General features: G+C 67.4%; 22 protein-coding genes. 12 read left to right on the forward strand and 10 right to left on the reverse strand.

The window, feature by feature from the left end; translation table 11 throughout:
- The first annotated feature begins 13 nt into the window (after nucleotides 1-13).
- Nucleotides 14-685 (forward strand): PAS domain-containing protein, encoded by a 672-nt coding sequence (locus tag IFS44_RS02090; protein WP_192097308.1) that lies wholly within the window; start codon nucleotides 14-16, stop codon nucleotides 683-685.
- A gap of 38 nt (nucleotides 686-723) precedes the next feature.
- The gene (gene trhO / locus IFS44_RS02095; protein WP_192097309.1) at nucleotides 724-1746 is read left to right on the forward strand and encodes an oxygen-dependent tRNA uridine(34) hydroxylase TrhO; all 1023 of its coding nucleotides are present in this window, start codon (nucleotides 724-726) and stop codon (nucleotides 1744-1746) included.
- A 96-nt stretch (nucleotides 1747-1842) separates the two neighbouring features.
- On the opposite strand, the gene IFS44_RS02100 is transcribed toward trhO, so the two are convergent.
- From IFS44_RS02100 to IFS44_RS02115, 4 genes are read right to left on the reverse strand one after another with little or no spacing between them, the layout of a single operon-like run.
- Nucleotides 1843-2397: an ankyrin repeat domain-containing protein gene (locus IFS44_RS02100; protein WP_192097310.1), complete on the reverse strand. Its 555-nt coding sequence runs from the start codon at nucleotides 2395-2397 to the stop codon at nucleotides 1843-1845.
- Nucleotides 2390-3577 (reverse strand): glutathionylspermidine synthase family protein, encoded by a 1188-nt coding sequence (locus IFS44_RS02105; protein ID WP_192097311.1) that lies wholly within the window; start codon nucleotides 3575-3577, stop codon nucleotides 2390-2392. Before IFS44_RS02105 ends, IFS44_RS02100 begins: the two co-directional genes overlap by 8 nt.
- Nucleotides 3577-4326, reverse strand: a complete 750-nt coding sequence (locus tag IFS44_RS02110) for a PspA/IM30 family protein (protein WP_031440688.1) — start codon at nucleotides 4324-4326, stop codon at nucleotides 3577-3579. Before IFS44_RS02110 ends, IFS44_RS02105 begins: the two co-directional genes overlap by 1 nt.
- Nucleotides 4327-4353: 27 nt before the next feature.
- A complete protein-coding gene (locus tag IFS44_RS02115; protein WP_031393897.1) occupies nucleotides 4354-4788 on the reverse strand; it encodes a YjfI family protein in 435 nt (144 codons plus the stop codon).
- A 312-nt stretch (nucleotides 4789-5100) separates the two neighbouring features.
- On the opposite strand from IFS44_RS02115, the gene IFS44_RS02120 reads away from it, so the two are divergent.
- The 3 genes from IFS44_RS02120 to IFS44_RS02130 are packed head-to-tail and all read left to right on the forward strand — an operon-like array spanning nucleotide 5101 to nucleotide 6771.
- A complete protein-coding gene (locus IFS44_RS02120) occupies nucleotides 5101-5742 on the forward strand; it encodes a DUF2491 family protein (RefSeq protein ID WP_192097313.1) in 642 nt (213 codons plus the stop codon).
- Nucleotides 5743-5773: 31 nt separating this feature from the next.
- Complete coding sequence (locus IFS44_RS02125; protein ID WP_192097314.1) at nucleotides 5774-6187, forward strand: DUF350 domain-containing protein; 414 nt, start codon at nucleotides 5774-5776, stop codon at nucleotides 6185-6187.
- An 11-nt stretch (nucleotides 6188-6198) separates the two neighbouring features.
- Nucleotides 6199-6771: a DUF1190 domain-containing protein gene (locus IFS44_RS02130; protein WP_037529576.1), complete on the forward strand. Its 573-nt coding sequence runs from the start codon at nucleotides 6199-6201 to the stop codon at nucleotides 6769-6771.
- Between the two features lie 36 nt (nucleotides 6772-6807).
- On the opposite strand, the gene IFS44_RS02135 is transcribed toward IFS44_RS02130, so the two are convergent.
- Together IFS44_RS02135 and IFS44_RS02140 are read right to left on the reverse strand one after the other, a co-directional pair.
- Complete coding sequence (locus tag IFS44_RS02135; protein WP_192097315.1) at nucleotides 6808-8301, reverse strand: MFS transporter; 1494 nt, start codon at nucleotides 8299-8301, stop codon at nucleotides 6808-6810.
- On the reverse strand, nucleotides 8298-9335 hold the full coding sequence (locus IFS44_RS02140) for a LacI family DNA-binding transcriptional regulator (RefSeq protein ID WP_192097316.1): 1038 nt from the start codon (nucleotides 9333-9335) through the stop codon (nucleotides 8298-8300). The genes IFS44_RS02135 and IFS44_RS02140 overlap by 4 nt, the downstream gene beginning before the upstream one ends.
- Before the next feature lie 236 nt (nucleotides 9336-9571).
- Here IFS44_RS02140 and IFS44_RS02145 point away from each other — a divergent pair, with 236 nt between their 5' ends.
- The 4 genes from IFS44_RS02145 to IFS44_RS02160 all read left to right on the forward strand — a co-directional run bounded on the left by IFS44_RS02145 (nucleotide 9572) and on the right by IFS44_RS02160 (nucleotide 18045).
- Nucleotides 9572-12409, forward strand: coding sequence for a TonB-dependent receptor (locus IFS44_RS02145; protein ID WP_192097317.1), 2838 nt, complete (start codon nucleotides 9572-9574; stop codon nucleotides 12407-12409).
- A gap of 97 nt (nucleotides 12410-12506) precedes the next feature.
- The gene (locus tag IFS44_RS02150; protein WP_192097318.1) at nucleotides 12507-14345 is read left to right on the forward strand and encodes an alpha-amylase family glycosyl hydrolase; all 1839 of its coding nucleotides are present in this window, start codon (nucleotides 12507-12509) and stop codon (nucleotides 14343-14345) included.
- Entirely contained in the window at nucleotides 14345-15961 is a 1617-nt protein-coding gene (locus IFS44_RS02155) for an alpha-glucosidase (RefSeq protein ID WP_192097319.1), read from the forward strand. Before IFS44_RS02150 ends, IFS44_RS02155 begins: the two co-directional genes overlap by 1 nt.
- The gene (locus IFS44_RS02160; RefSeq protein WP_192097320.1) at nucleotides 15958-18045 is read left to right on the forward strand and encodes a glycoside hydrolase family 97 protein; all 2088 of its coding nucleotides are present in this window, start codon (nucleotides 15958-15960) and stop codon (nucleotides 18043-18045) included. The genes IFS44_RS02155 and IFS44_RS02160 overlap by 4 nt, the downstream gene beginning before the upstream one ends.
- 48 nt (nucleotides 18046-18093) lie before the next feature.
- Here the strand turns inward: IFS44_RS02160 and IFS44_RS02165 are convergent, their stop codons facing one another.
- Nucleotides 18094-18720, reverse strand: coding sequence for a glutathione S-transferase family protein (locus IFS44_RS02165; RefSeq protein WP_192097321.1), 627 nt, complete (start codon nucleotides 18718-18720; stop codon nucleotides 18094-18096).
- 106 nt (nucleotides 18721-18826) lie between these two features.
- On the opposite strand from IFS44_RS02165, the gene IFS44_RS02170 reads away from it, so the two are divergent.
- Complete coding sequence (locus IFS44_RS02170; RefSeq protein ID WP_192097322.1) at nucleotides 18827-20254, forward strand: dihydrolipoyl dehydrogenase; 1428 nt, start codon at nucleotides 18827-18829, stop codon at nucleotides 20252-20254.
- Nucleotides 20255-20257: 3 nt separating this feature from the next.
- Here the strand turns inward: IFS44_RS02170 and IFS44_RS02175 are convergent, their stop codons facing one another.
- The 3 genes from IFS44_RS02175 to IFS44_RS02185 are packed head-to-tail and all read right to left on the reverse strand — an operon-like array spanning nucleotide 20258 to nucleotide 22599.
- Entirely contained in the window at nucleotides 20258-20458 is a 201-nt protein-coding gene (locus IFS44_RS02175; RefSeq protein WP_056407824.1) for a hypothetical protein, read from the reverse strand.
- A gap of 57 nt (nucleotides 20459-20515) precedes the next feature.
- Nucleotides 20516-20899 (reverse strand): MerR family transcriptional regulator, encoded by a 384-nt coding sequence (locus tag IFS44_RS02180; RefSeq protein WP_031440676.1) that lies wholly within the window; start codon nucleotides 20897-20899, stop codon nucleotides 20516-20518.
- Entirely contained in the window at nucleotides 20896-22599 is a 1704-nt protein-coding gene (locus IFS44_RS02185; RefSeq protein ID WP_244649830.1) for a long-chain-fatty-acid--CoA ligase, read from the reverse strand. Before IFS44_RS02185 ends, IFS44_RS02180 begins: the two co-directional genes overlap by 4 nt.
- Before the next feature lie 133 nt (nucleotides 22600-22732).
- Here IFS44_RS02185 and IFS44_RS02190 point away from each other — a divergent pair, with 133 nt between their 5' ends.
- Nucleotides 22733-23869: a thiolase family protein gene (locus IFS44_RS02190; protein WP_031395136.1), complete on the forward strand. Its 1137-nt coding sequence runs from the start codon at nucleotides 22733-22735 to the stop codon at nucleotides 23867-23869.
- Complete coding sequence (locus tag IFS44_RS02195) at nucleotides 23869-26187, forward strand: 3-hydroxyacyl-CoA dehydrogenase/enoyl-CoA hydratase family protein (RefSeq protein WP_192097323.1); 2319 nt, start codon at nucleotides 23869-23871, stop codon at nucleotides 26185-26187. The genes IFS44_RS02190 and IFS44_RS02195 overlap by 1 nt, the downstream gene beginning before the upstream one ends.
- Nucleotides 26188-26240: the final 53 nt, after the last annotated feature.

The following is a 26240-nucleotide window of genomic DNA, read 5'->3' on the forward strand; positions in this document are numbered from 1 at the left end:
GACTCCCGCCTCGATGCTCGTCGGCCATTCCCTGTCGGACCCGAACGGTCTGCTACTGACGATGGACCAGACCGTCGAGGACCTGCTGCAACGGCCGCTTAGCGAACTCGTCGGGCGGTCCTATGCCGACGTCACCCACCCGGACGACCGCGAACGCAACATCGATCGGGTCACCATGCTCGCCCCCGGCGCGGGTCCGGTCTGCATCCGCAAGCGCTATCTCCAGCCCGGCGGTGCCGCGGTGTGGGTCGACGTCCATGTCTCGCGGCTCGACCGCGGGCTCGAGGCCGGCCGGCTCGTCGGCACGCTCTACCTCCCGCAAGCCAAGGCGCTCACCGCGGTGCCCGACGTCGTCATGCCCGAACGGCTCTGGCAGGTCGCGCTGAAGGTCGACCGGAGCCTGCACCGACGACGCGAGCAACTCGGCGACGACCTGTTCGGCGACCATGCCTGGCTCGTGCTGGTGCAGATCTATCTCGCCGAGGCCGAGGGTCGGGTGATCGATGCGGCGACGCTCGGCGCGCTGTCGCTGCTTGATCTGCCGCGCACGCACCGCTGGATCGGCGCGCTCGCCGAAAAGGGCCTGGTCGAACGGCCCGACTGCAGCGCGGGCGTGATCCAGCTCACCGCCACGGGCCTCGCCAGGACCGAAACCCTGCTCGCCACCTACTCCGCCTTGGCGTAACAGCGGCGGCGCCATCTTCGATCCGGACCGTCCTGCCCATGCCTGCCGACCCCATACCCGCCGCCGATCCTCTGGCGAGCCATCCTGAGTCCCTTGGACCGGTCCGCGTCGCCGCGCTCTATCGCTTCACGCCCTTTGCCGACATCGCCGCGATCAAGCGGCCGCTCGCCGCACTGTGCTGTGCGCAAGGGGTGAAGGGCACGCTGCTGCTCGCAGCCGAGGGGATCAACGGCACGATCGCGGGGACCGACGCGGCGATCGACACCGTGCTCGCGCACATCCGCGCGCTGCCCGGCTGTGCCGCGCTCGACGTCAAGGATTCGCGCGCCGAAACGATGCCCTTCCACCGCATGAAGGTCCGCCTCAAGCGCGAGATCGTGACGATGGGCGAACCCGATATCGATCCGCTCGGTGATGTCGGCCGCTATGTCGAGCCCGGCGACTGGAACGCGCTGATCGCCGATCCGGGCACGATCGTGATCGACACGCGCAACGATTATGAGGTCGCGGTCGGCAGCTTTGCAGGCGCGATCGACCCGAAGACGCGCAGCTTCCGCGACTTCCCCGCCTGGTTCCGCGACCACCGCGACCAACTCGTCGGCGACGGCCCGCCGCCGAAGATCGCGATGTTCTGCACCGGCGGGATCCGCTGCGAGAAGTCGACTGCGTTCCTGAAAGCGGAAGGGTTAGACGAGGTCTATCACCTGAAGGGCGGCATCCTCAAATATCTCGAAACCGTGCCCGAGGCCGAGAGCCTGTGGGAAGGCGAATGCTTCGTCTTCGATCAGCGCGTCGCGGTCGGCCACGGCCTCGCGCCCGGTACGCACGGCCTGTGCCACGCCTGCCGCATGCCCGTCTGCGCCGCCGACCGCGCCTCGCCGCTCTATGTCGAGGGGATCAGCTGCCCCGCCTGCCACGACGCCCGCGACGCGACCCAGCGCGCCGGCTATGCCGAACGCGAACGCCAGATGCGCCTCGCCGAAGCCCGCGGCCAGACGCATGTCGGCGCGGTCCTCCCGCAGACGCACGCGGATGACAACGGCCTCACTCCGTCATCCTGACGAAAGTCCGGACGCACACCCCTTCCCGTCATCCTGACGAAAGTCAGGATCCAGAGCCACGAAGGTGCCGCCCGTTACTCTGGGTCCTGACGTTCGTCAGGATGACGAAGTTTGGATTTCGGATCCCGACCCGTGCGAACCCTCGCCAAACCGCGCCGCCAGCGTCGCATTCCCCTGCGACATCGCCAGCGACGCCACACTGTTCCCTGCCGCATCGACCACCGCCGGATCCGCCCCCTGCTCGATCAGCAGATCAACGATCGCCCCCTGATTGAACAACGCCGCCATCATCAGCGCGGTCTGCCCGACGCCGTTGCGCCGGTTCACGTCCGCCCCCGCCGCGATCAGCATCCGCGCGATCGGCGTATAGCCCTTGAAGCACACGCCCATCAGCGCGGTATTGGCGGTGCTCGCCGGATCGCCATCGACCCGCGCGCCCGCGTCGAGCAGCAGCCGCGTCGTCGATTCCTGCGCATTGTAGCTCGCCAGCACGAGCGGCGTGTACCCCCGCGCATCGGTCACCTCGATATCAACCCCGGCCTGCAACAGCGCCGGGATCATCTCGTCCCGCCCCATCCGCGCGGCGTCGAACATCAGTTCGACCAGCCGCTCGATCGGCGGCAACGGCGGCAGCTCGCGTACGTCAGTCATTATTCGCCTCGATGATATGCGGGACGAAGCGCGCCATGTTGCGCGTCACCACCGTCTCATCTTCCCGAACGCCGATCCCCGCGGCTTCGTTGCCGACGATCCACGCCCCGATCACCGGATGCCGCCCGTCGAACACCGGCGGCGGCGCATAGGCCTGGAGGATCGCCCCCTCCGCACCATAGCCCTGGTCGAGAATGGCGGGCGTGCCGCCCTCCCCGCCAACGATCTCGACATTGGCGCCCTCGCGCGAGAATAGCGGCTTGCGGACATGGCGCGGCCCCAGGATCGTCGCCGCCGGATCGCCGTCGAAATACGCCGGCAGCAGGTTCGGATGCCCGGGATGCCGCTCCCACAGCAGCGGCAGGATGCCCTTGTTCGACAGGATCGATTTCCACGCCGGCTCGATCCACCGCACGTCCGCGCGCGACAGGTTCGGCGCATAGGGTTCGCGCAGCATGAACTCCCACGGATAGAGCTTGAACGCCGCCTGCACTTCGAAGCCTTCGGGGTCGACGAACCGGCCATCGGCGGCGAGGCCGATATCCTTCATCTCGACGAACTTCGGCTCGATTCCGACCTGGCTCGCCAGATCCTCGAAGAACCGCACCGTCTGCCTGTCCTCGATCGCGGTCGCGTCAGCTGCGAAATGGACGAAACCGCCGCTCGGGAACAGCGCGCGGAAGCGTTCGCGGAGCTTGTCGAATAGACTGTTGAACTGGTCGGTCCCCGCCGGCATCGCCCCGCTCGCGAGCAGATCCTCAAGCCACATCCACTGGAATGTCGCGCACTCGAACACCGATGTCGGCGTATCGGCATTATATTCGTAGAGCTTGGCCGGTCCCGTCCCGTCATAGGCGAAGTCGAACCGGCCATAGAGCGACGGCTGGCGCGTCCGCCACGTCTCGGCGACGTAATTCCACTGCTCGCGCGGGATGGCGAGCCGCTCCATCAGCTGCTGGTCGCGCACCACCTCGTCGACCAGCTCGAGGCACATCGCGTGCATCTGTTCGGCCGCGGGTTCGAGATCCTCCTCGATCTCCGCCAGCGTGAAGGCATAGGCGGCGCTCTCGTCCCAATAGGGTTCGATTGCGTCGCCCACCGCCGTGCCGTGATAGACGAACCCGATCGCGTCGGCCCGTTCGCGCCAGTCGCCGCGCGGGTCGACCGCGATCCGGCGCATCAGTTGTCCTGCGTCTTGCTGTCGTCGCGCTGCTCGATCCGCAGCGTCTGGCCGAGCTGGTCGGTCTTGGGCGCGGTCAGCCGGGCGAGCACGTCGTCCGCGGACGACTGACCCGGCAGGATCCCCGCCTGGCGCAGCTTCTCGTCGAGATCCGCGCCGGTGCGCCGGTCCTCGAGCTCGCCGGCCGCCTTGATCCGCTCGCCGCGGATCGCCTGCCGCTCGCGGATCCGCGCGAGGCTGTCCGCCGCGGAGCCCAGCTTGTTGCCCGCGCCGATGCTGCCCGATGCGACCGTCGCCTGCGCCTTCTGCACCGACTCGTTGACCTTGACGACCTCGACCTCGCGGCGGAGCTGCTCGATCTTGCGGTCGGTCTGCGCGACCGCGGTGTGGATCTGCTCCTCGGCGGCGCGCATGTCCTCGACCTGCGGGCTTTTCAGCGCGATGTCCTGTTCGAGATCGGCGATCCGCTGCGCGACCTGCCGCGCAAGGTCCATATTGCCCTTCTCGACCGCGATCCGCGCCGAGGCCTCGTATTTCGCGGCCTGCGCGCGGAAGCTCTCGACCTCGGTCTCGAGGATCCGGCGGCGGGCGACCAGCCCGGCCAAGTCGTCGCGCGCTTTCCCTTGCGCCTTGTCCGCGTCGCGGATCTCCTGATCGAGGATCCGCAGGGCGTTCGCGTCGACGACCGCCGCGCCGGCTTCATGCGCGCCCGCCCGGCCGAGGGTGAAAATCTTGCTCCAGATGGCCATTCCAGTCTCTCCGTATGATGCTTTGGGTCAGGCGGCGGGGATCTGCGCGTTGCGCAGGTCGGTGGCCGCATCGATCGCGTTCTCGGCCAGCGTGCGCAGCTCGATCACTATCGTGTCGAGCCGGCTCGACGTCGCGAGTTCGCCGAACAGTTCATAATAATCGCGCCCCTCGACGCTGCCGATCCCGAAGTTCGACAGCGGCACCAGCTTCTGCGTCTTCAGCAGGAACGCGTTGAACGCCGCCTGGTCCTCCTGCTCGTCGCACGGCCAGAGCAGCGTGGATGCCGAGATCTGCGCCTCGCTCACATTGACGAACAGTTCGAGGTCGCCATGCTCGTGCATCGTAACGAGCAGGATCGGATCGGCCCCCTCGACGATACGGACACTCAACTCCCCCGTTTTCGCAGGCTCGGACGTATCGAGCGCGGCCTTCAGGCTGCGGACGGTCCAGATGTCGGTCAATGCAAGAACTCCCATGCGTGGCTCGTGCGCCAACATAGGACGTCTCGGAAAGCCTTGCTATGCCGTTCGCGCGCGAAAGCGGCACCCGCCTCATCCCCCTCCGCCATCTTTCCACTCCGCCACCCCCCACTTCGTCATCCTGACGAAAGTCAGGATCCAGAGTAACCAGGCGCACCGCATCGTAACCCTGGATCCTGACTTTCGTCAGGATGACGAGAAAAGGCGTACGGACAGGAAACACCAACCCCGCCGCCCTTTGCGACCGCCACCGCTTTGCCCTATGCAGGCCGTCAACACAGATGCGAGGATTGCATGTTCGATCGCCTGTTCGGCCGCAAGCAACCGCTTGAAGGCTCCGGACTTCCCGTCATCCGCAACGTCACGCTCGGCCGCACGGTGACGGTGGATCCGCTCGCCTGGCGCCGGTTCGGGTCGGAGCTGCTGTTCCCGTTCGACCGCGACACGCTGGTGATAGTCGCGCAGGGTCTCGTCGACCTCAACGAGGGCGGATTCGTCCACCGTTTCTACACCGATGACGACATCATGTTCCAGGCGGTCTCGAACGACCGCGCCGGGCAGGACGTCACCGACGTCACGATCTTCGCGCCCTGGGACAGCGCCTACCCCTCCTCCGCCACCGAACGCCCGGCGTGGAAGTCCCGGCTCAAGGCGCGCAGCTTCACCGCCGAGGGGCTCCCCGACTATGACCGCGTCTGGTTCGGCCCCGAGGCGAGCGAGCAGGAGCCGGTGACCTTCTGGGAGGATCTCCACGACGACCGCGACGGGATCGTCGACCGTCGCATCTTCCAGACCTGCATGCTGTTCGGCCGCGACCTGCCGGGCGACGACGGCCGCGAACTGCTGCTCGCGATCGACCAGGAGAATGAGGCGGGCGAGGTCTCGTTCGAGATCATGCTCGGCGTCGCACTGGAACTCGGCGAGTTCCGCGCCTAGCATCGTCGCATCAGCGTTCCGGGGGATTCAGATGATCGACTATTACAGCTTCGGCGCCAGCGCGGCGGCCTTCCTGATCGCGTTCGTCGCGGCCGGGCTCTTCACCATCGCGTTCAAGATCATCTTCCAGGCGACCACGCCCTATAACGAGAAGGTGCTGATCCGCGACGGCAACACCGCCGCGGCGATCACGCTGGGCGCGGCGCTGCTCGGCTATGTCCTCCCGCTCGCCTCCGCGCTGACGCACACCGTCACGCTGGTCGAGTTCGCGGTGTGGGCGGTGCTCGCAGGCGTCATCCAGATCGTCGCCGCGCTAGTCGTCCGCCGCCTCGTGATGCGCGACATTCACGACCGGATCGTGCGGGGCGATATCGCCGCCGCCACCTATATGGGCAGCATCTCGCTCTGCGTCGGCATCCTCGATGCCGCGTGCATGACGAACTGAGAGGCAAAGACATGAAGCGTTCCAGCTCGATCGTCCTCACCGGCCTGATCGCGGGCTCGGGCATCTCGCTGACCGCCTGCGATGGCGATGTCGGCGGCAAGCCCGTCGACGCGCAGAGCTATGCCTCGGTCGCCGAATGCCGCTCGGCGGGGGCGATCCCCGCCGCGCAGTGCGACACCGCGTACGAACAGGCCAAGACCGACGCCGCCAAGACCGCACCACGGTTCGAGGACAAGCAGACCTGCGAGGAGCAGTTCGGCGCCGCGCAGTGCGAACCGCGCAACAATGGCAGCGGCGGCAGCTTCTTCACGCCGTTGCTGACCGGGTTCATCATCGGTCAGGCGCTCAACGGCGGCTATGGCTATCGCGGCGCACCGATGTACCGCGACCGTCAGGGCAATTATTATGGCGGCGCCGGCGGCCGCATCAGCCGCGATTACGTCACCGGCCGCACCCGCGTCGGCTCGGACGCCTTCACGCCGACAACCGCGCGCGCTCCCGCACGGGTCCAGACCCGCAGCTCGGTGATCTCGCGCGGCGGGTTCGGCGGCGGCTTTGGCGGCCGCGGCGGGTTCGGCGGCTGACCCCTGATCCTCCCCCGACAGGGGGAGGACAGGATCTCAGGCGTCCCGCGGCACGCGCAGCATCGCCAGCGCCGCAACGCCCATCACCCCCGCCGCGATCAGCATCGCCCAGACCGGGTCGCCCGGAAACACCGTCCGCATCACCTGCCCCATCACCGACGACACGATCAGCTGCGGCAGCACGATGAAGATGTTGAACAGCCCCATGTAAACGCCCAGCTTGGCCTGCGGCAGCGCGTTGGACAGCATCGCATAGGGCATCGTCAGGATCGACGACCAGGCGATCCCGATCAGCACCATCGACCCGATCAGCGCATAGGGATCGCGCAGCACCAAGAACGACCCGAACCCCGCCGCCCCGCTCAGCAACCCCAGGATATGCGCATTGCGCCGCCCGATCCGGCCCGCGAGCCACGGCATCACGAACGCCCACACCGTCGCCACGCCGTTATACACCGCGAACAGCACCCCGACCCAGTTCGCGCCGTCATTATACGCCGCACTCGCCGTGTCGGTCGTCCCGAACGCGCGCTGCGTGACGATCGGCGTGGTGTAGATCCACATGATGAACAGCGCCGACCAGGTGAAGAACTGGACGAGCGCAAGCCGCTTCATCGTCTGCGGCATGGTCGCAAGATCGCCGACGATCTGGCTGAGAACATTGGACTCTCTACCCGACCGTACCAGCGCGGCGCTGACCAGCAGCGCGATACCGAACGCGATCAGCCCGCCACCCAGCAGATAGACCGGCTTGTCGAGCCCGAACCGCGCCACCGCCGCGATCACGATCGCCCCCAGCGCGATCCACACCGGCGCCAGCCGCGCGCCCGCTCCGACCGGTGCCGCTATCGCCGGTTCCGCCTCGACCGCGCCGCCATCCTGCTCGAACGCGGCCATCTCGTCGGGCGAATATTCCTTGGTCGTCAGCACCGTCCACAGCACCGCGCAGAACAGCGCCGCCGCGCCCAGATAGAAGCCATAGCGCACCGATGGCGGGATCCCGCCGCCCGCCGCAGTATTGGCGACGTGGAAGACGTCGGTCAGGATCAGCGGCGCCAGGCTGCCGATCACCGCGCCCGCGCCGATGAAGCCGGTCTGGAAGGCATAGCCCGCGGTCCGCTGCCGGCTGCCCAGCATGTCGCCGACGAATGCGCGGAACGGCTCCATCGCGACGTTGAGCGATCCGTCGAGCATCCACAGCAGCGCCGCCGCAACCCACAGCACGGGCGCGTTCGGCATCCCCAGCAACGCGATCGTCGCCAGCACCGCACCGCCCAGGAAATAGGGTCGCCGGCGCCCGAGCCGCCCCCAGGTCCGGTCGCTGTAATGCCCGATCACCGGCTGGACGAGCAGCCCGGTCAGCGGCGCCGCGATCCACAGAAAGGCAAGGTCGTCGACACTGGTGCCGAGCGACTGGAAGATCCGGCTGACATTCGCGTTCTGCAGCGCGAAACCGATCTGGATCCCGAAGAACCCGAACGAGATGTTCCACAAACCCCAGAAACCCTGACGCGGCTTCTCGCGCGTCACGCCGCGGCCTCGCCCGAGGAACGTCGTACGACCAGTTGCGTCGGCAGCACGATGCTCGTCACCGGGCGATCGTCGATCCGCGCGAGCAGCATCTCGACCAGCCGCCGGCCGCCCAGCACCGTGTCCTGCGCCACCGTCGTCAGCGGCGGGTTGGCGAGGCTGGCGGCGGGAATGTCGTCGAAGCCGACGATCGCGACGTCGTCGGGCACGATCCGCCCCGCCCCCGCCAGCACCCGCATCGCCGACAGCGCGATCAGGTCGCTCGCCGCGACGATCGCATCGAACGCGACCCCGCGCGCGAGCAGCGCCTGAGCGGCGCGCGTGCCGTCCTCCTCGGTCGTGATCGCATCGACCTGCAAGTGCGGATCGGCATCCAGGCCATGTTCCGCGAGCGCCGCGAGATAGCCGCGGTGCCGGTCGTAAAATTCCGGATAATGATCGGTCGCATCCCCCAGGAACGCGATCCGCCTCCGCCCCTGCGCGATCAGGTGCCGCGTCGCCTCCGCACCGCCCGCGACATTGTCGCACCCCACGGTGAGCCCGGGCTGGTCGTGCCGCACCGATCCCCAGCGGATGAAGTGCGTCCCCTGCGCCACGAGGTGATCGAGCCGCGCGCGATAATCCGCATAATCGCCATAGCCGAGCAGGATCAGCCCGTCGGCACGGTGGCTGTCCTCGTAATCGGTATGCCAGTCGGACGAGAAATTCTGGAACGAGACGAGCAGGTCATAGCCGTGATCGGCACACGCCCCCATCATCGCGCCCAGCATGCCCAGGAAGAACGGATTGACCTCGGTCTCGTCGGGCGTCGGATCGCGGAACAGCAGCAGCGCGATCGTGCGCGTCTTGCCGCTGCGCAGGTTCGATGCGCTGCGGTCGACGGTATAGTTAAGCTGCTTGGCGATCGCCTCGATCCGCTGCCGCGTCGCCGGGCTGACCGTCGGGCTGCCGCGCAGCGCACGCGACACGGTCGGCTGCGATACGCCCGCGGCCTGCGCGATGTCGAACGACGTGGATTTGCGCTGGGCACTCAAGACAGGGATCCTCTCGGGGGCGCTCGGACGGCGTCGCCGTCGCAATCATCACTCCAGTTTGCCCGCAACGTCAACGCATTGGCCCCCGCGATCCGTGGCAAATCGGCAACACGGCCGGAACGGCCGCACTGAATACGTATGTCGATTGATTGGCTTTCATGAGGCGGAATTCCATTGGAACGCCACACACGGCCCACGGCGCGAAAGATGCAGCGGGGCTTTCAGGGGAGTTGAACATGACGACGTCCAAGCGTTTCCCGGCATCTGCCGCGCATCACCTTTTCACCCTATCGGCCAGCGGCACCGCGCTCGCCGTGGCGCTCTTCGCCGCGTCGGTCGCCGACGCGCAGGTCGCGACCGATCCCGCCCCGGCCTCCGCCGACAACACCGTGTCGAGCGCACCCTCGACGCCCGCCCCGACCGTCGCGACGCAGGACGCCACCGCCCCGAGCAGCGGCCCCGCAGCCGAGTCCAGCGACGACATCGTCGTCACCGGTTTCCGCGCCAGCCTGCGCTCGTCGATCGCGGTCAAGCGCAACCTCGACGTCGTCGCCGAGATCGTCTCGGCCGAGGATATCGGCCGCTTGCCCGACGTCTCGATCGCCGAGTCGCTCGCCCGCCTGCCCGGCGTCACCTCGCAGCGTACCGGCGGCCAGGCCTCCGCGATCAACATTCGCGGGCTCAGCCAGGATCTCGTCTCCGCCACGCTCAATGGCCGCGAACAGGTTGCGACCTCGGGCAACCGCGTCATCGAATTCGACCAGTATCCGTCCGAACTCATCAACCAGGCCGCGGTCTACAAGAGCCCCAAGGCGTCGCAGATCGAGGGCGGCGTCGCCGGCAAGGTCGAGCTCAGCACCGCGCGCCCGCTCAGCATCCCCGGCAAGACGCTCGTCAGCGTCAACGTCCGCGGCGTCTATAACGACCGCGCCGGCCAGAACCCCGACGCCAGCGAATTCGGCTATCGCGGCAGCGCCTCGATCCAGACCAAGCTGCTCGACGACACGCTCGGCCTCGCGGTCGGCTATGCGCGTCTGAAGCAGGCGAACGTCGCGACCCGCTTCGTCGGCTATGATTACACCGCGACCGGCCAGAACGGCAGCCCGGCGATCCGCGACCTCGACGGCAACGGCCGCGCCGACGCGATCGGCTATGGCTTCGAGGCGGTCCAGTCGGGCGGCAACGAGACCCGCGACGGCGTGCTCGGCAGCATCCAGTATGAGCCGACCGACACGTTCCGCGTCCTGCTCGACGGCTATTATTCGCGCTTCAAGTCGGACGTGTTCCGCCGCGGCATCCGCGTCGAGAACCTGCAGCAGACCAGCAGCAACCTGACCGACCCGACCGTCATCGGCAACACGATCGTCGGCGGCAACGCCTCGGGCATCCGCACCCGCACGATCCAGCAGAACGAGAACCGCCTCGACAAGCTCTACACCTTCGGCGGCAACGTCCAGAAGGACATCGGCCAGCTCACGCTGACCGCCGACGGCTCCTATTCGCGCGCGTCGAGCTTCTTCAACAATTCGGGTCTCGACGACAACGGCAACACGACCGCGACGCCGACGACGCTCAGCTACAAGCTCGACGGTCTGAACGTCGGATCGTTCTCGACCAACGCCAATTACACCGACCCGGCCGCGAACACGTTCGAGGGCTTCTACATCGTCCCGCAGAAGGACACCGACCGCCTCTATGCGTTCGCGGGCAGCGCGCTGCTCAAGATCGACGGTCCGTTCCTCAAGTCGTTCGAGGTCGGCGGCCGCTATGGCAACCGCAAGGCGGAGCGGACGATCACCAGCTTCAACGCGTTCAGCTTCGCTGCACCCGTGACGCTGACCGGCTCGAATTCGACGACCGCGGGCTTCAAGGGCAAGTTCTCGTCCTTCCCCGACTTCATCGTCGCCGACATCGGCAGCATCTTCGACTCGCAGCTCGGGCCCGACCGCGTCGTCGACCAGACCCAGGCGTTCACGCAGGACCAGAGCTTCACGATCGACGAGAAGACCTATGCCGGCTACGGCCAGCTCAACTTCGACACGATCGCCGGCTCGCTGCCGTTCAAGGGCAATATCGGCCTGCGCGTCGTCCATACCGACCAGAGTTCGTCCTCGACGATCTCGGACGGCGGCACCGGTCGCTACCTCAACACCCGCGGTCGCAAGTTCACCGACTGGCTGCCCCAGGCGAACTTCATCCTCGGCCTGACCGAGAACGACCAGGCCCGCCTGTCGCTCTCGCGCCAGATCTCGCGTCCGCGCTTCTTCGACTTCCGCAACTCGATCAGCACCAACCTGGTCAGCATCGGCGGCACCGCGGCGCGGCTCGACGGGTCGGGCGGCAACCCCGCGCTCCAGCCGTTCCGCGCCAACCAGTTCGACGCCACCTATGAGCATTATTTCGGCAACAGCGGCTCGCTCGTGCTCGGCGCCTTCTACAAGGACGTCCGCAGCTTCGTGATCGGCGGCGTCATCCCGAACTACGACTTCGCCGCCAACGGCATCAGCACCCCGCCGCTTGCCGGGACCGGCTTCACCAGCGTCGTCACGACCGGCAATCTGTTCGCACCGATCAACGGCAATGGCGGCTATGTCTATGGTTTCGAAGGCGCCATCACCAAGACGTTCGACTTCCTGCCGGCGCCGTTCGACGGCCTCGGCGCGGTGCTCAACATCTCGTACAACCAGTCCGACGTCAGCATCACCAACGCGATCAGCGGCAACACGCTCTCGCTGTCGCTGCCCGGCCTGTCGAAGATCGTCTCCAACCCGACGCTCTTCTACGAGAAGAACGGCTTCCAGACGCGCGTGTCGATGCGCTACCGGTCGAAGTTCGTCGCGCCGCAGTTCGGCCTCAGCGAGCAGATCGTGACCAACGCCGCCGAGACCGTGTTCGACGCGCAGATGAGCTATGAATTCCCGCAGGGCAGCCCGCTCGCCGGGATGACGCTGCTCGCACAGGCGAATAACCTCACCGACCAGCCGACCCGCTCCTATTTCGGCCAGACCGCACAGACGGGCACGCTGCAATATTTCGGGCGCCAGTTCTATCTGGGTGCGAGCTTCCGCTTCTAAGTGCCTGCAATACCGCCGTCCGCCCGGGGTCCTCCCGGCGGACGGCGACCCGGCGCCGGTGGCGCCGTCACCGATTCCGGTGCGAAAAGGACATCCGATGATCAAGAGCGTCGCCACCATCCTGGCAGGGTTGCTCGCGCTCTCGCCCGCCATCGCAGACCCCGGCCCGGCACCGAAGCCCGCACCGGCGACCGACTATCGCGCGCGGCTGCCACAGGACGAGGTCATCTATTTCGTCCTCCCCGACCGGTTCGAGAATGCCGATCCCGCCAACGACCGCGGCGGCCTCACCGGCGATCGCCGCGTCACCGGCTTCGACCCGACCGCCAAAGGCTTCTATCACGGCGGCGACCTCAAGGGCCTGACCAAGCGCCTCGGCTATCTCCAGTCGCTCGGCGCGACCGCGATCTGGCTCGGCCCGATCTTCAAGAACAAGCCCGTCCAGGGCGCGCCCGGCAAGGAATCCGCGGGCTATCACGGCTACTGGATCACCGACTTCACGCAGGTCGATCCGCATCTCGGCACCAATGCCGACATGACCGCGCTCGTCACCGCGGCGCATGCGCGCGGGATGAAGGTCTATATGGACATCATCATCAACCACACCGCCGACGTGATCCAGTACCGCGAATGCACCGAGGGCACCCCCTGCGCCTATCGCGACCGCGCGAACTATCCCTATCAGCGCAAGCTCGGCCTGCGCGGCAAGCCGATCAATCCCGGCTTCGCGGGCGACGCCGTCCGCACGCCTGAGAACTTCGCGCGGCTGACCGACCCCGGCTTCGCCTACACGCCGTATGTCCCTGCGAAGGAACGGACCGTGAAGGTCCCCGCCTGGCTCAACGACCCGATCTATTATCATAATCGCGGCGACTCGACCTTCACCGACGAGAGCTCGACGATGGGCGACTTCTCCGGCCTCGACGATCTCGCGACCGAGAACCCCCGCGTCGTGTCGGGCATGATCGACATCTTCGGCAGCTGGATCGACCGGTTCAAGGTCGACGGCTTCCGCATCGACACCGCGCGCCACGTGAACCCCGAATTCTGGCAGGCCTTCACACCCGCGATGCTCGACCGCGCCAAAGCGAACGGCATCCCCAATTTCCACATCTTCGGCGAGGTCGCCTATGGGACGATGGATCCGGGCTATCTCGCGCGCTTCACCCGCGTCGACAAGCTGCCCGCGGTGCTCGACTTCGGCTTCCGCTGGGGCGTGACCGACGTCGTCGCGGGCAACAAGGGCACGAACGAACTCGCCGCCTTGTTCGACGGCGACGCGCTCTACGAACATGGCGCCGACACCGCGATGATCCTGCCGACCTTCCTCGGCAATCACGACCAGGGCCGTTTCGCGCGCGACGTCCGCCGCCTCAATCCGACTGCGAGCGAGGCCGAGGTGCTCGCCCGCGTCAAGCTCGGCCATGCGATGCTGCTGACGCTACGCGGCGTGCCGACCATCTATTCGGGCGACGAGCAGGGCTTTGCCGGCGACGGCGACGACCAGGACGCGCGCGAGGACATGTTCGCCTCGAAGGTCGCGGTCTATAACGACAACCGCCTCGTCGGCACTGACGCCACCACCGCGACCGCCAGTTTCGGTACGACCCACCCGCTGTTCCGCCAGATCGCCGAGCTCGCGCGCCTCCGCGTCGCGCATCCGGCGCTGACCCGCGGCCGCACGCTCGTCCGCGCGCGCGGCGACTCGCCCGGCCTGTTCGCGGTCTCGCGCTTCGATCCCGTGACCGGCGCCGAGATGCTTCTTGCGTACAACACCAGCGCAAAGCCGCTGACCAGCGCGATCCAGGTCGAGACTCGCTCGACCCGCTTCGATACGCTCGCGGGCGCTTGCGCCGCGCGCGCGACCGCCCCCGGCAGCGTCACGCTGACCATCCCCGCCTTTGGCTATGCGGTCTGCGCCGCGGAGACCCGCTGATGCCCGACACGACGAGCCTGCCCGTGCACCAGCCCTGGTGGAAGGGCGCGGTCATCTACCAGATCTATCCGCGCAGCTTTGCGGATTCGAACGGCGACGGCATCGGCGACCTGCCCGGCATCACCCGCCATCTCGACTATGTCGCGAGCCTCGGCGTCGATGCGGTCTGGCTCTCGCCCTTCTTCACGTCGCCGATGAAGGACTTCGGCTATGACGTTGCGAACTACCGCGATGTCGACCCGATCTTCGGCACGCTCGCCGATTTCGACACGCTGATCGCGCGCGCCCACGCGCTCGGGCTGAAAATCATCATCGACCAGGTCTACAGCCACACCTCCGACGAGCATCCCTGGTTCGTCGAGAGCCGTTCGTCGCGCACCAACCCCAAGGCCAACTGGTATGTCTGGGCCGACGCCAAGCCCGACGGCAGCCCGCCGTCCAACTGGCAGTCGGTCTTTGGCGGCCCCGCCTGGACCTGGGACGCGCGCCGTCGCCAATATTATCTGCACAATTTCCTGAAGGAACAGCCACAGCTCCACCTCCACGACGCGGACGTGCAGGACGAGATCGTCGACACCGCCAAATTCTGGCTCGACCGCGGCGTCGACGGCTTCCGTCTCGACGCGATCAACTTCGCGATGCACGACCCCGCGCTGACCGACAATCCGCCGGTCACCGACAACAGCCTGAAGACGCGCCCCTTCGACTTTCAGGCGCATGTCCACAACCAGAGCCATCCCGACATCCCCGCCTTTCTCGAACGGCTGCGGCGGCTGATCGACGGCTATGGCGACCGCTTCACCGTGGCCGAGGTCGGCGGCGCGGACAGTGACCGCGAGATGAAGCTGTTCACCCGCGGCCAGACCCGGCTCAACAGCGCCTATGGCTTCGACTTCCTCTACGCGTCGGACCTCCGCCCCAGCACCGTCGCCGACGCGATCACGCTCTGGCCGTCGGATGCGGAGATGGGCTGGCCGAGCTGGGCGTTCGAGAATCACGACGCCCCCCGCGCCGTCTCGCGCTGGATCGGCCCCGATGACCGCGACGCCTTCGCGCGGATGAAGATCGCGCTGCTCGTCTGCCTGCGCGGCAACATCTTCCTCTATTATGGCGAGGAACTGGGCCTGACCCAGGTCGAGGTGCCGTTCGACCAGCTCCAGGATCCCGAGGCGATCGCCAACTGGCCGCTGACGCTGTCGCGCGACGGCGCCCGCACGCCGATGCCGTGGCGGGCCGATGCGCCGCATGCGGGATTCACCGATGCGTCGCCGTGGCTCCCCGTCGGCGACGACCATCCCGAGCTCGCGGTCGACCGGCAGGAGGGCGATCCCGACTCGCTGCTCGCGCTCACCCGCCGCCTGCTAGCGCTGCGCCGCGAAATCCCCGCGCTTGCGATCGGCGATCTGGTGCTCACCGAGGTCACCGACACGCTGCTCGCCTTCGAACGCCGTGACGGCGACCAGATCCTGCTCTGCGTCTTCAACATGGCCGCGACGCCCGTCGCGTGGAGCCCCGCTACCCCCGAACACTGGCGCGTCCGCGACAGCATCAACGACGCAACGATAGGACGACTGGGCGGCTATGCCGCGCTGATCGTCGAAAGGACCGGATCATGAAGACCCTCTCGCTGACCCTCGCGACGTTGCTCGCGACCACTGCGCCCGTGATTGCGCAGGATCAGCCCGCACCCGCGGTCACGACGAACGAGACGATCAAGCCGCAGCCCGTCCCGACGATCCCCTCGGCGATCGCGACCTCGCCCGACGGCAGCATCGCGGTCACCGTTGCGACCGACGGTGAGGGTCATGCGACCTACAGCGTCACGCGCAAGGGCACGCTGATCGTCAAGCCGTCGCGGCTCGGCTTCCTCTTCACCGACGCCCCCAAGTTCGACCGCCACCTCAAGATCGAGACCGTTACGCGCGACAAGGCGGACTCGACCTGGACGCAGCCCTGGGGCGAGTGGAAGACGATCCGCGACAACCACACCGAGATGCGCGTCCGCCTGCGCGAGACCGACCGGTTGCAGCGCGCGGTTGACGTCGTGTTCCGGCTTCAGGACGACGGCATCGGCTTCCGCTACGTCTTCCCCGACCAGCCCAACTTCAAGACGATCAACATCGCCGAGGAGCTGACGCAGTTCGCCTTTGCCGAGGACGCGACCGCCTGGTGGAAGCCCGGCTTCGAATGGAACCGCGAGGAATATCTCTACAACCGCACGCCGCTCGCCGATGTCGGCACCGCCGCGACGCCGATCACGCTGAAGCTCGCGGGCGGCACCCATGTCGCGCTGCACGAGGCCGCGCTGGTCGACTATGCCGGCATGAACGTCGCCAAGGTCGAGGGCAACACGCTGAAGGCGGTGCTGACCCCCGGCGCCGGCGCCCCCAAGGTCACGCGGACCGGCCCGTTCGCGACGCCGTGGCGCACGCTGATCCTCTCGGACGACGCGCCCGGCCTCTACATGAGCCATATCGAGCTCAATCTGAACGAGCCGAACAAGCTGGGCGACGTGAGCTGGGTCAAGCCCGGCAAGTTCGTCGGCGTCTGGTGGAACATGATCACCGGCAAGTGGAGCTGGGCGACCGGCCCCAATCACGGCGCCACCACCGCGCATGTGAAGACCTATATCGACTTCGCCAGCGCGAACAAAATCCCCGGCGTCCTCGTCGAGGGCTGGAATGTCGGCTGGGACGGCGACTGGTTCGGTGACGGCACCGCGATGCAGTTCGACACGCCGACCCCCGATTTCGATGCCGGCTATCTCGCCAAATACGCCAAGTCGAAGGGCGTCTACCTGATCGGCCATAACGAGACCGGCGGCTCGGCCAGCCATTATGACGGCCAGCTCGACCGCGCCTTCGCCTTTGCGCGCGATCACGGCATCCCCGCGATCAAGACCGGCTATGTCACCGACGCGGGCCAGATCGAGCGCGTCGATCCCGACGGGTCGCAACACCGCGAATGGCATGAGGGCCAGTGGATGGTGAACCACTATACCCGCGTCGTCACCACCGCCGCCAAGTACAAGGTGTCGATCGACAGCCACGAGCCCGTCAAGGACACCGGCCTGCGCCGCACCTATCCCAACTGGATCGCGCGCGAGGGCTCGCGCGGGATGGAATATAACAGCTGGGCCGGCAAGAACCCGCCCGAGCACGAGGCGAACCTCGCCTTCACGCGCATGCTCGAGGGGCCGATGGACTTCACCCCCGGCGTGCTCAGCCTCAAGGGCACCGACGACAGCGATCTCCTGTCGACGATCGCCAAGCAGCTCGCGCTCTACGTCGTGCTCTATTCGCCCGTCGTGATGGCGGCGGACACGCCCGAGAATTACGCGAAATACCCCGCCGCGTTCCAGTTCATCAAGGACGTGCCGACCGACTGGTCCGACACCCGCGTGCTCAACGGCGAGGTCGGCGACTTCGTCACCTTCGCACGCAAGGATCGCAAGTCGAACGACTGGTATGTCGGCAGCGTCACCGACGAGAATGCCCGGACGCTCACCGTCGCGCTCGATTTCCTCGACGCTGGCCGGACCTACACCGCGCAGATCTATCGCGACGGCCCCGGCGCGGACTACAAGACGACCGCACGCCACGCGATCACGATCGAGACGAAGCGCGTCCGCAAGGGCGACACGCTGACGCTCGCGCTCGCGCCCGGCGGCGGTCAGGCGATCCGCTTCAAGGCACGCTGAGCCGACAGGACCGGCGCTGCCGTATCGCAGCGCCGGTCCGCTCACACGTCAGCGCCGCGGTGGCGCCAGCGGCCCGCCGATCTCGATCGCCTTCTGATAGCCCGGCACCGCCTTCAGCCGCTCGAAATACGCGCTCACCACCGGCTGGTCTTTCAGCAGCCCCGCGCTCTCCGCGGTCGCGAGCAGGTACGACATCTGGATATCCGCCAGCGTCAGCTTGGCCCCCATCAGATACGGCCCCTCGCCAACCGCGTCGGCGATGTACGCAAAGGTCTTGGCGACCTCGGGCTCGGAGAATTTGCCGAGGCCCTCGGGCAGCCCGCCCATCATCTTGCCGATCACCGTCATCATGATCGGGAACGCCGCCGAGCTCTCGACATAGTGCAGCCATTCGTCATGGATCGCCGCCTCGGGCGTGCCCTCGGGCGGGCTGAGCCGCGCGCCGCCGTACTTGCGATCGAGATAGGACAGGATCGACGCGCTCTCGGCAAGCGTCAGCTCATCGTCCTGCACGATCGGCGCCTTGCCCAGCGGATGCACCGCCTTCAGCGACGCGGGCGCACGGAAGCTCGCATCGCGCTCGTACCGGACCAGCTCATAGGGCAGCTGCAGTTCCTCCAGCAGCCACAAGATGCGGAAAGACCGGGAGAAATTCAGGTGATGGACGGTCAGCATGGCGGGTCCTCGGATCGTGGTGATTATCGGATCGGCATGCGGAACGGGTCAGGCGGTTGGAAGGTTTCGCTGCCATGACCGGAATACTCCGGAGACGGAGTCGATCATGCCGAACACCAGCCCCGAGTTAACCTGCGACGTCGCGATCATCGGCGCGGGCACCGCCGGTCTCGCGGCCGAGCGCAACGCACGGCGCAACGGCGCGCGCACGCTGCTGATCGACGAGACCTTCTCGGGCACCACCTGCGCCAGCGTCGGCTGCATGCCCTCCAAGCTGCTGATCGCCGCCGCCCACGCCGCGCACGCGGTCCGCCAGGCATCGGTCTTCGGCATCACCGCCGAGCCACGGATCGACGGGGCCGCAGTCATGGCGCGCGTCCAGCGCGAGCGCGACGCGTTCGTCGCGGGCGTCTGCGACTCGCTCGACAAGCTTCCCGACGGCGTTAAGGTCCAGGCCCGCGCGCGCTTCGTCGACGCGACCACGCTCCGGCTCGACGACGGCCGCACCGTGACCGCCAAGGCCGTCGTGATCGCGACCGGCTCCTACCCGCATATCCCCGACACGTTCGACGCGGTGCGCGACCGCGTGCTGACCAACGAGACGATCTTCGAACTGCCGACCTTGCCCGGATCGGTCGGCGTCATCGGCGCCGGCCCGATCGGCCTCGAACTCGCCCAGGCGCTCGTCCGGCTCGGCGTCGAGACGATGGTGTTCGACCAGTCCCCCGGCCTCGCCGCGCTGAAGGACGAGAAGGTCTCGGCGGTGCTGCACGGTATCCTCGACAAGGAACTGCCGATCCATCTCGAGATGGATCTGAAGGCCGAACCCGACAGCGACGGCGTCCGCCTGTCCTGGTCGGGCGAGCAGTCCGGATCCCGCCGCTTCGACTATCTGCTCGTCGCGACCGGCCGCCCGCCCCGGCTCAAGGGCCTCGGGCTCGAGACCACCGGGGTTACGCTCGACGATCACGGCACGCCGGTCTTCGACAGGACGACGATGCAATGCGGCGACGCGCCGATCTTCATCGCCGGCGACGCGGATCACGACCGCACCGTGCTCGGCGAAGCGTCTGCCGAGGGGATGATCGCCGGCCGCAACGCGGCGCAGTTCCCCGACGTCACCCCCGGCCCGCGGATGGTCCCGCTCGCGATCATGTTCACCGACCCGACCGTCGCGGTGATCGGCGACATCACCCCCGACGACCAGGACGGCATCGTCATCGGCGAAGCCTCCTACGAGGATCAGGGTCGCGCCAAGGTCATGGCGCGCAACGCCGGGCTGATCCGCTTCTATGCGGAGGCGGGCACCGGCCGGCTCACCGGCGCGACGATGGCGGCCCCCGGGGTCGAGCACAGCGCGCATCTGATCGCCTGGGCGATCCAGCAGGGCCGCACTGCGACCGACCTGCTCGACATGCCCTTCTATCACCCGACGCTTGAGGAGGGGCTCAAACCCGCACTCCGCGCGATCTGCAAGGCGGTCAGCGCGCCCGTGCCCGCCGACCGCGACGACGGCTTCACCGCGGGCGCCTGAGCCTCACTCGTCGAGGTCGAGATAGGCGACCACGTCGTTCTCGGTCGCGATGTACAGCCCCGCCTGGACCTCCTCGCTCTGCTGCGCGGCGATCGCCAGCGCTTCGCCGAGCGGGCCATAGAACAAGGTCGTCGCCGCCCCGCCCTCGAGCGCATCGTCGAGATGGTAGAGACGAACGCCGACGGCGGAGGAGATGGTACGCATCGCCCGTCCCTGCCGCGCCGCGCGAGCCGGCGCAACCACGTGCGCGTTACAGGCCGGTCAGGATGCGATCCGCTCGAGCGCCTGCGCCTCGATCTTCTCCAGCTCCTCCAGCGTCTGCGCGATCGCCGCCTGCTGCTGCTGAAGGTCGTCGATCCGCTGGCGGCAGCGTTCGGCGAGCGCGCGCATCTGTTCGACATGCTGCGGATCCGCATCGTACAGGACGAGAAACTCCTCGATGTCGCGCAACGAGAATCCCAGCCGCTTGCCGCGCAGGATCAGCTGCATCCGCGCGACGTCGCGCCGCGTATAGACGCGCGTCGTGCCGATCCGGCACGGCTCGATCAGCCCCTTGTCCTCATAGAAACGCAGCGTCCGCGCGCTGACCCCCAGCGCCTGCGACACGTCCTGAATCCCGGTAAGATCGTCCTGCCGTTCGTTCACGGTGTCGCTCCCCTCTCCCCCGACGCCGCCCCGGCCGGCATCGCGCGTGCCAGCCTGGCCTCTTCCTCCGCGACAAGTTCCTTTTTGGATAGCTTGCCGATCAACGTCTTGGGCAGAGTGTCGCGGATTTCGACCTCGCGGGGAAGCTCGATCTTGCTGATCTTGTCGCGCAGAAAATCACGCAATTCCACAGGGGTTGCGACCGCACCTTCGACCAGCGTGACGAACGCCTTGGGCGCCTGGCCGCGATAGGCGTCGGCGACCCCGATCACCACCACCTCGGCGACCGCGGGATGCTCGTACAGCGCCTCCTCGATCACGCGCGGATAGACGTTGTAGCCGCCGCACAGGATCAGGTCCTTGATCCGGTCGACAATGAACAGATAGCCGTCCGCGTCGAGATGCCCGACATCCCCGGTGCGCAGCGCGCCGTCCGCGAACAGCGCCGCGCTTGCTTCCGGCTTGTGCCAATATCCTTGCGTAACCTGCGGACCACGCGCGCAAATCTCGCCATTCTCACCGACCGGCAGCAGCCGGGTCGGGTCCTCGCGGTCGCGGATCTCGATGATCGTGCCGGGAAAGGGCAGCCCCGCCGATCCCGGCTTGTTCAGCCCCTCGATCGGATTGCAGGTGATGATCGGCGACGCCTCCGACAGGCCATAGCCCTCGACCAGCTTCGACCCCGTCGCCGCCTCGAACGCGGTGCGCACCTCGGCGGGCAGCGGTGCGCCGCCCGAGATGCACGCATGGATCGACGACAGGTCGATCGGCTGCGTCTCCGCCGCCTTGGTGATCGCGGCATAGATGGTCGGCACCGCGGGGAAATAGGTCGGCTTGGTCCGCACGATCGTCTTGAGCAGCTGCTGCAGCTCGAAACGCGGCAACAGGATCATCTGCGCCCCCGCGCGGATCGAATAGGTCAGCACCGTCGTCAGCGCGAAGACGTGGAACAGCGGCAGCGCCCCCATCACCCGGTCCTGCTCGGGCGTCTCGCCACCGACGAACGTCATCATCGCATCCGCGTTCGACACCAGATTGGCGTGGCTCAACATCGCCGCCTTGGGCTCGCCGGTCGTCCCCCCGGTATATTGCAGCACCGCGACCTCGTCCGGCGTCACCGCGACCGGCGCGGGCGCGCCCTTTGCATGCACCAGCGAGTCGAAGCTGCGATGCCGCGCGTCGTTCGGCGCGCGCGCGATCTCGGCGCGCTTGAAGATGCGGTAGGCGATCGACTTCAGCGTCGGCAGCGCGCCCGCAATCGGGCAGGTGATGACATGCCGCAGCCCCGTCTCGCCCGCCACCTTCAGCACGCGCGCATGGATCTCGGTAATGTCGCAGGTCGCGATGATCTCCGCGCCCGAATCCTTCAGCAGGTGGCACAGCTCACGCTCGACATAGAGCGGGTTGACGTTGACGACGATTCCGCCCGCCTTCAGCACCGCGAAGAACAGCACCGGATAATAGGGCGTGTTGGGCAGGCACAGCGCGACGCGCGTCCCCTTCACCACGCCCAGATCCTGCAGCCCCCGCGCCGCATGCGTGACCGCGTCGCCAAGCTCGGCATAGGTCATCGTCGACCCGAGGAAATCGAGCACCGTCCGCGACCCGAATCGGCGGACCGCCGTGTCGAGCATGTCGCCCAGCAAACGCGCTTCGCCTTCTAGCGGTACGCCGATCGCACGGCCGTCGGTGTCCAGCATCTCTCTCTCCTTTTCGGCGTGCGCTCTCGACTGATATTGTAGGCCGCATCACCTTGACGTATAGGAGAGGTATCGCACCTTAAGGGTAGCCCGCAAGTCTTAAGCGGACCGATTGCAATTGGAGAGGATCATCGTGACCAACGTCGTCATCGCCGGGTACGCCCGCTCGCCGTTCCACCTTGCCGGCAAGGGCGACCTCGCCCGCGTCCGCCCCGACGATCTCGCCGCGCAGACGATCCGCGGTCTGCTCGACAAGACCGGCGTCGATCCTGCCGCGATCGAGGACATCATCCTCGGCTGCGCCTTCCCCGAGGGCGAGCAGGGCCTGAACGTCGCGCGGATGATCGGCCTGCTCGCCGACCTGCCGCTGTCGGTCGGCGGCATGACGGTCAACCGCTTCTGCGGCTCGTCGATGAGCGCGATCCACATCGCGGTCGGCCAGATCAACATCGGCGCTGGCGACGCGTTCATCTGCGCCGGGCTCGAATCGATGAGCCGCGTGCCGATGGGTGGCTACAACCCGCTCCCCAACCCCGATCTCTTCAAGAAGAACGCCGGCGCGTACATGGGCATGGGCGAGACCGCCGAGAACGTCGCACGCGATTACCAGATCACGCGCGCCGAGCAGGATGCGTTCGCGGTGAAGAGCCAGGACAAGGCCGCCGCCGCGCGCGCCGATGGTCGCCTCTCCGACGAGATCGTGACGATCCAGACCAAGGCGGGCCCGGTCAGCCAGGACGGTACGATCCGCGCCGGCACGACGACCGAGGCGCTCGCGGGCCTCAAGCCTGCGTTCAGCGCAGACGGCTCGGTCACCGCCGGCACCTCCTCGCCGCTGACCGACGGCGCCTCCGCCGTCCTCGTCACCTCGGAAGAGTTCGCGACGAAGCACGGCCTGACCATCCTCGCGCGGATCAAGTCGGTCGCGGTCTCGGGTAACGAGCCGTCGACGATGGGCCTCGGCCCGATCTACGCCTCGCAAAAGGCAATGGAGCGCGCGGGGATCACCGTCGCCGACCTCGACGTGGTCGAGATCAACGAGGCCTTCGCCAGCCAGGCGATCGCCTGCATCCGCGACCTCGGGCTCAAGGACGAGACGATCAACCTCGATGGTGGCGCGATCGCGATCGGCCATCCGCTCGGTGCGACCGGCGCGCGCATCGTCGGCAAGGCCGCAGCCCTGCTCGCTCGCGAAGGCGGCCGCTACGCGCTCGCCACCCAGTGCATCGGCGGCGGTCAGGGCATCGCAACGGTGCTGGAGCGCGCATGATGGACAACGCCGTAAAGAAAGTCTGCGTCATCGGCGCAGGCGTGATGGGCGCGGGTATTGCGGCACAGGTCGCCAATGCCGGCATTCCCGTGCTGCTGCTCGATATCGTGCCGCGTGAAGGCGACGATCGCGACGCGGTCGCCAAGGGCGCGGTCGCGAAGATGCTCAAAACCGACCCCGCGCCCTTCATGTCGAAGCGTGCGGCCAAGCTGGTCGAGACGGGCAATATCGACGACCATCTCGACCGCGTCGCCGAATGCGACTGGATCGTCGAGGCGATCGTCGAACGGCTCGACATCAAGCAGGCGCTCTATGCCAAGCTCGAGGCGCTGAAGCGTCCCGGCACCGCGGTCTCGTCGAACACCTCGACGATCCCGCTCGGCCATCTCGTCGACGGGCGCTCGGACCAGTTCAAGGCCGACTTCCTCATCACCCATTTCTTCAACCCGCCGCGCTACATGCGGCTGGTCGAGATCGTCCGCGGTGAGCATACCGACGTCGCGGTCGCGGAGAAGGTCGAGGATTTCGTCGATCGCTTCATGGGCAAGCGCATCGTCCGCGCGAAGGACACGCCGGGCTTCATCGCCAACCGCATCGGCACCTACTGGCTGGCGATCGCGATCAACGCGGCGATGGACCAGGGGCTGACCGTCGAGGAGGCCGACCAGATCGGTGGCCGGCCGATGGGCGTGCCGAAGACCGGGATCTTCGGTCTGGTCGATCTCGTCGGCGTCGACCTGATGCCGCTGCTGTCGAAGAGCCTCTCGTCGACGCTCCCCGCGGGCGATCCCTATTTCGACACCGTCCGCGACATGCCTCTCGTCGACAAGATGATCGCGGAAGGGTTCACAGGCCGCAAGGGCAAGGGCGGCTTCTACCGCTTCGACAAGGCGACGCGCACCAAGCTGTCGCTCGACCTCGCGACCGGCGACTATCGCCCCGAGGCGAAGCCCGCCGAGCTGCCCGGCAAGACCGGCAAGGATCTCGCCGCGCTGATCGCCGAACCCGGCAGGATCGGCACCTATGCCTGGACGATCCTCGGCAACACGCTGTCCTACGCGGCGATGCTCGTCGGCGAGGCGGCGGACGATATCGTCGCGATCGATGACGCGATGAAGCTCGGGTACAACTGGAAATACGGGCCGTTCGAGCTGATCGACCGGATGGGCCCAGGCTTGCTCGCCCAGCGTCTCGCCGCCGAGGGCCGCGACGTGCCCGCGATCCTGACGACCGCGGGCGACCGTCCCTTCTACCGCGTCGAGAAGGGCAACCGCCAGTATCTGACCACCGCGGGCGACTATGTCGACGTGCCGCGCGCCGACGGCGTCGAACTGCTCGAGGACATCAAGCTCCGGTCACAGCCCGTCCTGACCAACGCCTCGGCGTCGCTCTGGGACGTCGGCGACGGTGTCGCCGCGCTCGAATTCCACACCAAGATGAACGCGCTCGACGATCAGGTCATCGCGCTCATCGAGGAAGCGGTCCCGGTCGTGCGCGAGCGCTTCAAGGCGCTGGTCGTCTATAACGAGGGCAGCAACTTCTCGGCGGGCGCCAATCTCGGCGCGGCGATGTTCGCGGTCGGTGCGGGCCTGTGGGACATGGTCGAGGCCAGCGTTTCGCGCGGCCAGCAGGCGTACAAGGCGCTCAAATACGCCCCCTTCCCCGTCGTCAGCGCGCCCGCCGGGCTCGCGCTCGGCGGCGGCTGCGAGATGCTGCTCCACTCGGACGCGGTGCAGGCGCATGCCGAGACCTATGCCGGCCTCGTCGAATGCGGCGTCGGGCTGGTGCCCGGCTGGGGCGGCAATGGCGAGATGCTCGATCGCTGGACGAAGTCGCGCACGCTCCCCAACGGCCCCATGCCCGCGTTGACCAAGGTATTCCAGGCGGTCTCCACCGCGCAGGTCGCCAAGTCGGCGGCGGAGGCGAAGGAGATGATGATCCTGCGCAAGGACGACGGCATCACCATGAACCGTGATCGCCTGCTCGCCGACGCCAAGGCGAAGGCGCTCGCGCTGGTCGAGGGCTATGTCGCCCCCGAGCCGCCGACCTTCCGTCTGGCGGGCGCGAGCGGTCGCACCGGGCTGTCGATGGCGGTGTCGGACTTCCACAAGAAGGGCATGGCGACCGACTATGACGTGGTGGTCGCCGACCGTCTCGCCGAGGTGCTGACCGGCGGCGAGGCCGACCTCGTCGACACCGTCACCGAGGCGCAGCTCCTCGACCTTGAACGCGCCGCCTTCATGGCCAGCGTCAAGGACCAGCGCACCCAGGCGCGCGTCGTCCACATGCTCCAGACGGGTAAGCCACTGCGCAACTGAGACAGTTCCCCCGCGCGAGCGGGGGAACACCCGCGCATGACCAATTTTTCACC

The sequence above is a fragment of the Sphingomonas sp. CFBP 13706 genome, from assembly GCF_014842355.1.
GTDB classification, from domain to species: domain Bacteria; phylum Pseudomonadota; class Alphaproteobacteria; order Sphingomonadales; family Sphingomonadaceae; genus Sphingomonas; species Sphingomonas aerolata.

Bases quoted from the DNA above. Each gene is read 5' to 3' on its own strand.
- IFS44_RS02090 (WP_192097308.1), top strand. From the start codon at position 14: ATGCTCGTCGGCCATTCCCTGTCGGACCCGAACGGTCTGCTACTGACG.
- trhO (WP_192097309.1), top strand. From the start codon at position 724: ATGCCTGCCGACCCCATACCCGCCGCCGATCCTCTGGCGAGCCATCCT.
- IFS44_RS02100 (WP_192097310.1), bottom strand. From the start codon at position 2,397: ATGACTGACGTACGCGAGCTGCCGCCGTTGCCGCCGATCGAGCGGCTG.
- IFS44_RS02105 (WP_192097311.1), bottom strand. From the start codon at position 3,577: ATGCGCCGGATCGCGGTCGACCCGCGCGGCGACTGGCGCGAACGGGCC.
- IFS44_RS02110 (WP_031440688.1), bottom strand. From the start codon at position 4,326: ATGGCCATCTGGAGCAAGATTTTCACCCTCGGCCGGGCGGGCGCGCAT.
- IFS44_RS02120 (WP_192097313.1), top strand. From the start codon at position 5,101: ATGTTCGATCGCCTGTTCGGCCGCAAGCAACCGCTTGAAGGCTCCGGA.
- IFS44_RS02125 (WP_192097314.1), top strand. From the start codon at position 5,774: ATGATCGACTATTACAGCTTCGGCGCCAGCGCGGCGGCCTTCCTGATC.
- IFS44_RS02130 (WP_037529576.1), top strand. From the start codon at position 6,199: ATGAAGCGTTCCAGCTCGATCGTCCTCACCGGCCTGATCGCGGGCTCG.
- IFS44_RS02145 (WP_192097317.1), top strand. From the start codon at position 9,572: ATGACGACGTCCAAGCGTTTCCCGGCATCTGCCGCGCATCACCTTTTC.
- IFS44_RS02150 (WP_192097318.1), top strand. From the start codon at position 12,507: ATGATCAAGAGCGTCGCCACCATCCTGGCAGGGTTGCTCGCGCTCTCG.
- IFS44_RS02155 (WP_192097319.1), top strand. From the start codon at position 14,345: ATGCCCGACACGACGAGCCTGCCCGTGCACCAGCCCTGGTGGAAGGGC.
- IFS44_RS02160 (WP_192097320.1), top strand. From the start codon at position 15,958: ATGAAGACCCTCTCGCTGACCCTCGCGACGTTGCTCGCGACCACTGCG.
- IFS44_RS02165 (WP_192097321.1), bottom strand. From the start codon at position 18,720: ATGCTGACCGTCCATCACCTGAATTTCTCCCGGTCTTTCCGCATCTTG.
- IFS44_RS02170 (WP_192097322.1), top strand. From the start codon at position 18,827: ATGCCGAACACCAGCCCCGAGTTAACCTGCGACGTCGCGATCATCGGC.
- IFS44_RS02175 (WP_056407824.1), bottom strand. From the start codon at position 20,458: ATGCGTACCATCTCCTCCGCCGTCGGCGTTCGTCTCTACCATCTCGAC.
- IFS44_RS02185 (WP_244649830.1), bottom strand. From the start codon at position 22,599: ATGCTGGACACCGACGGCCGTGCGATCGGCGTACCGCTAGAAGGCGAA.
- IFS44_RS02195 (WP_192097323.1), top strand. From the start codon at position 23,869: ATGGACAACGCCGTAAAGAAAGTCTGCGTCATCGGCGCAGGCGTGATG.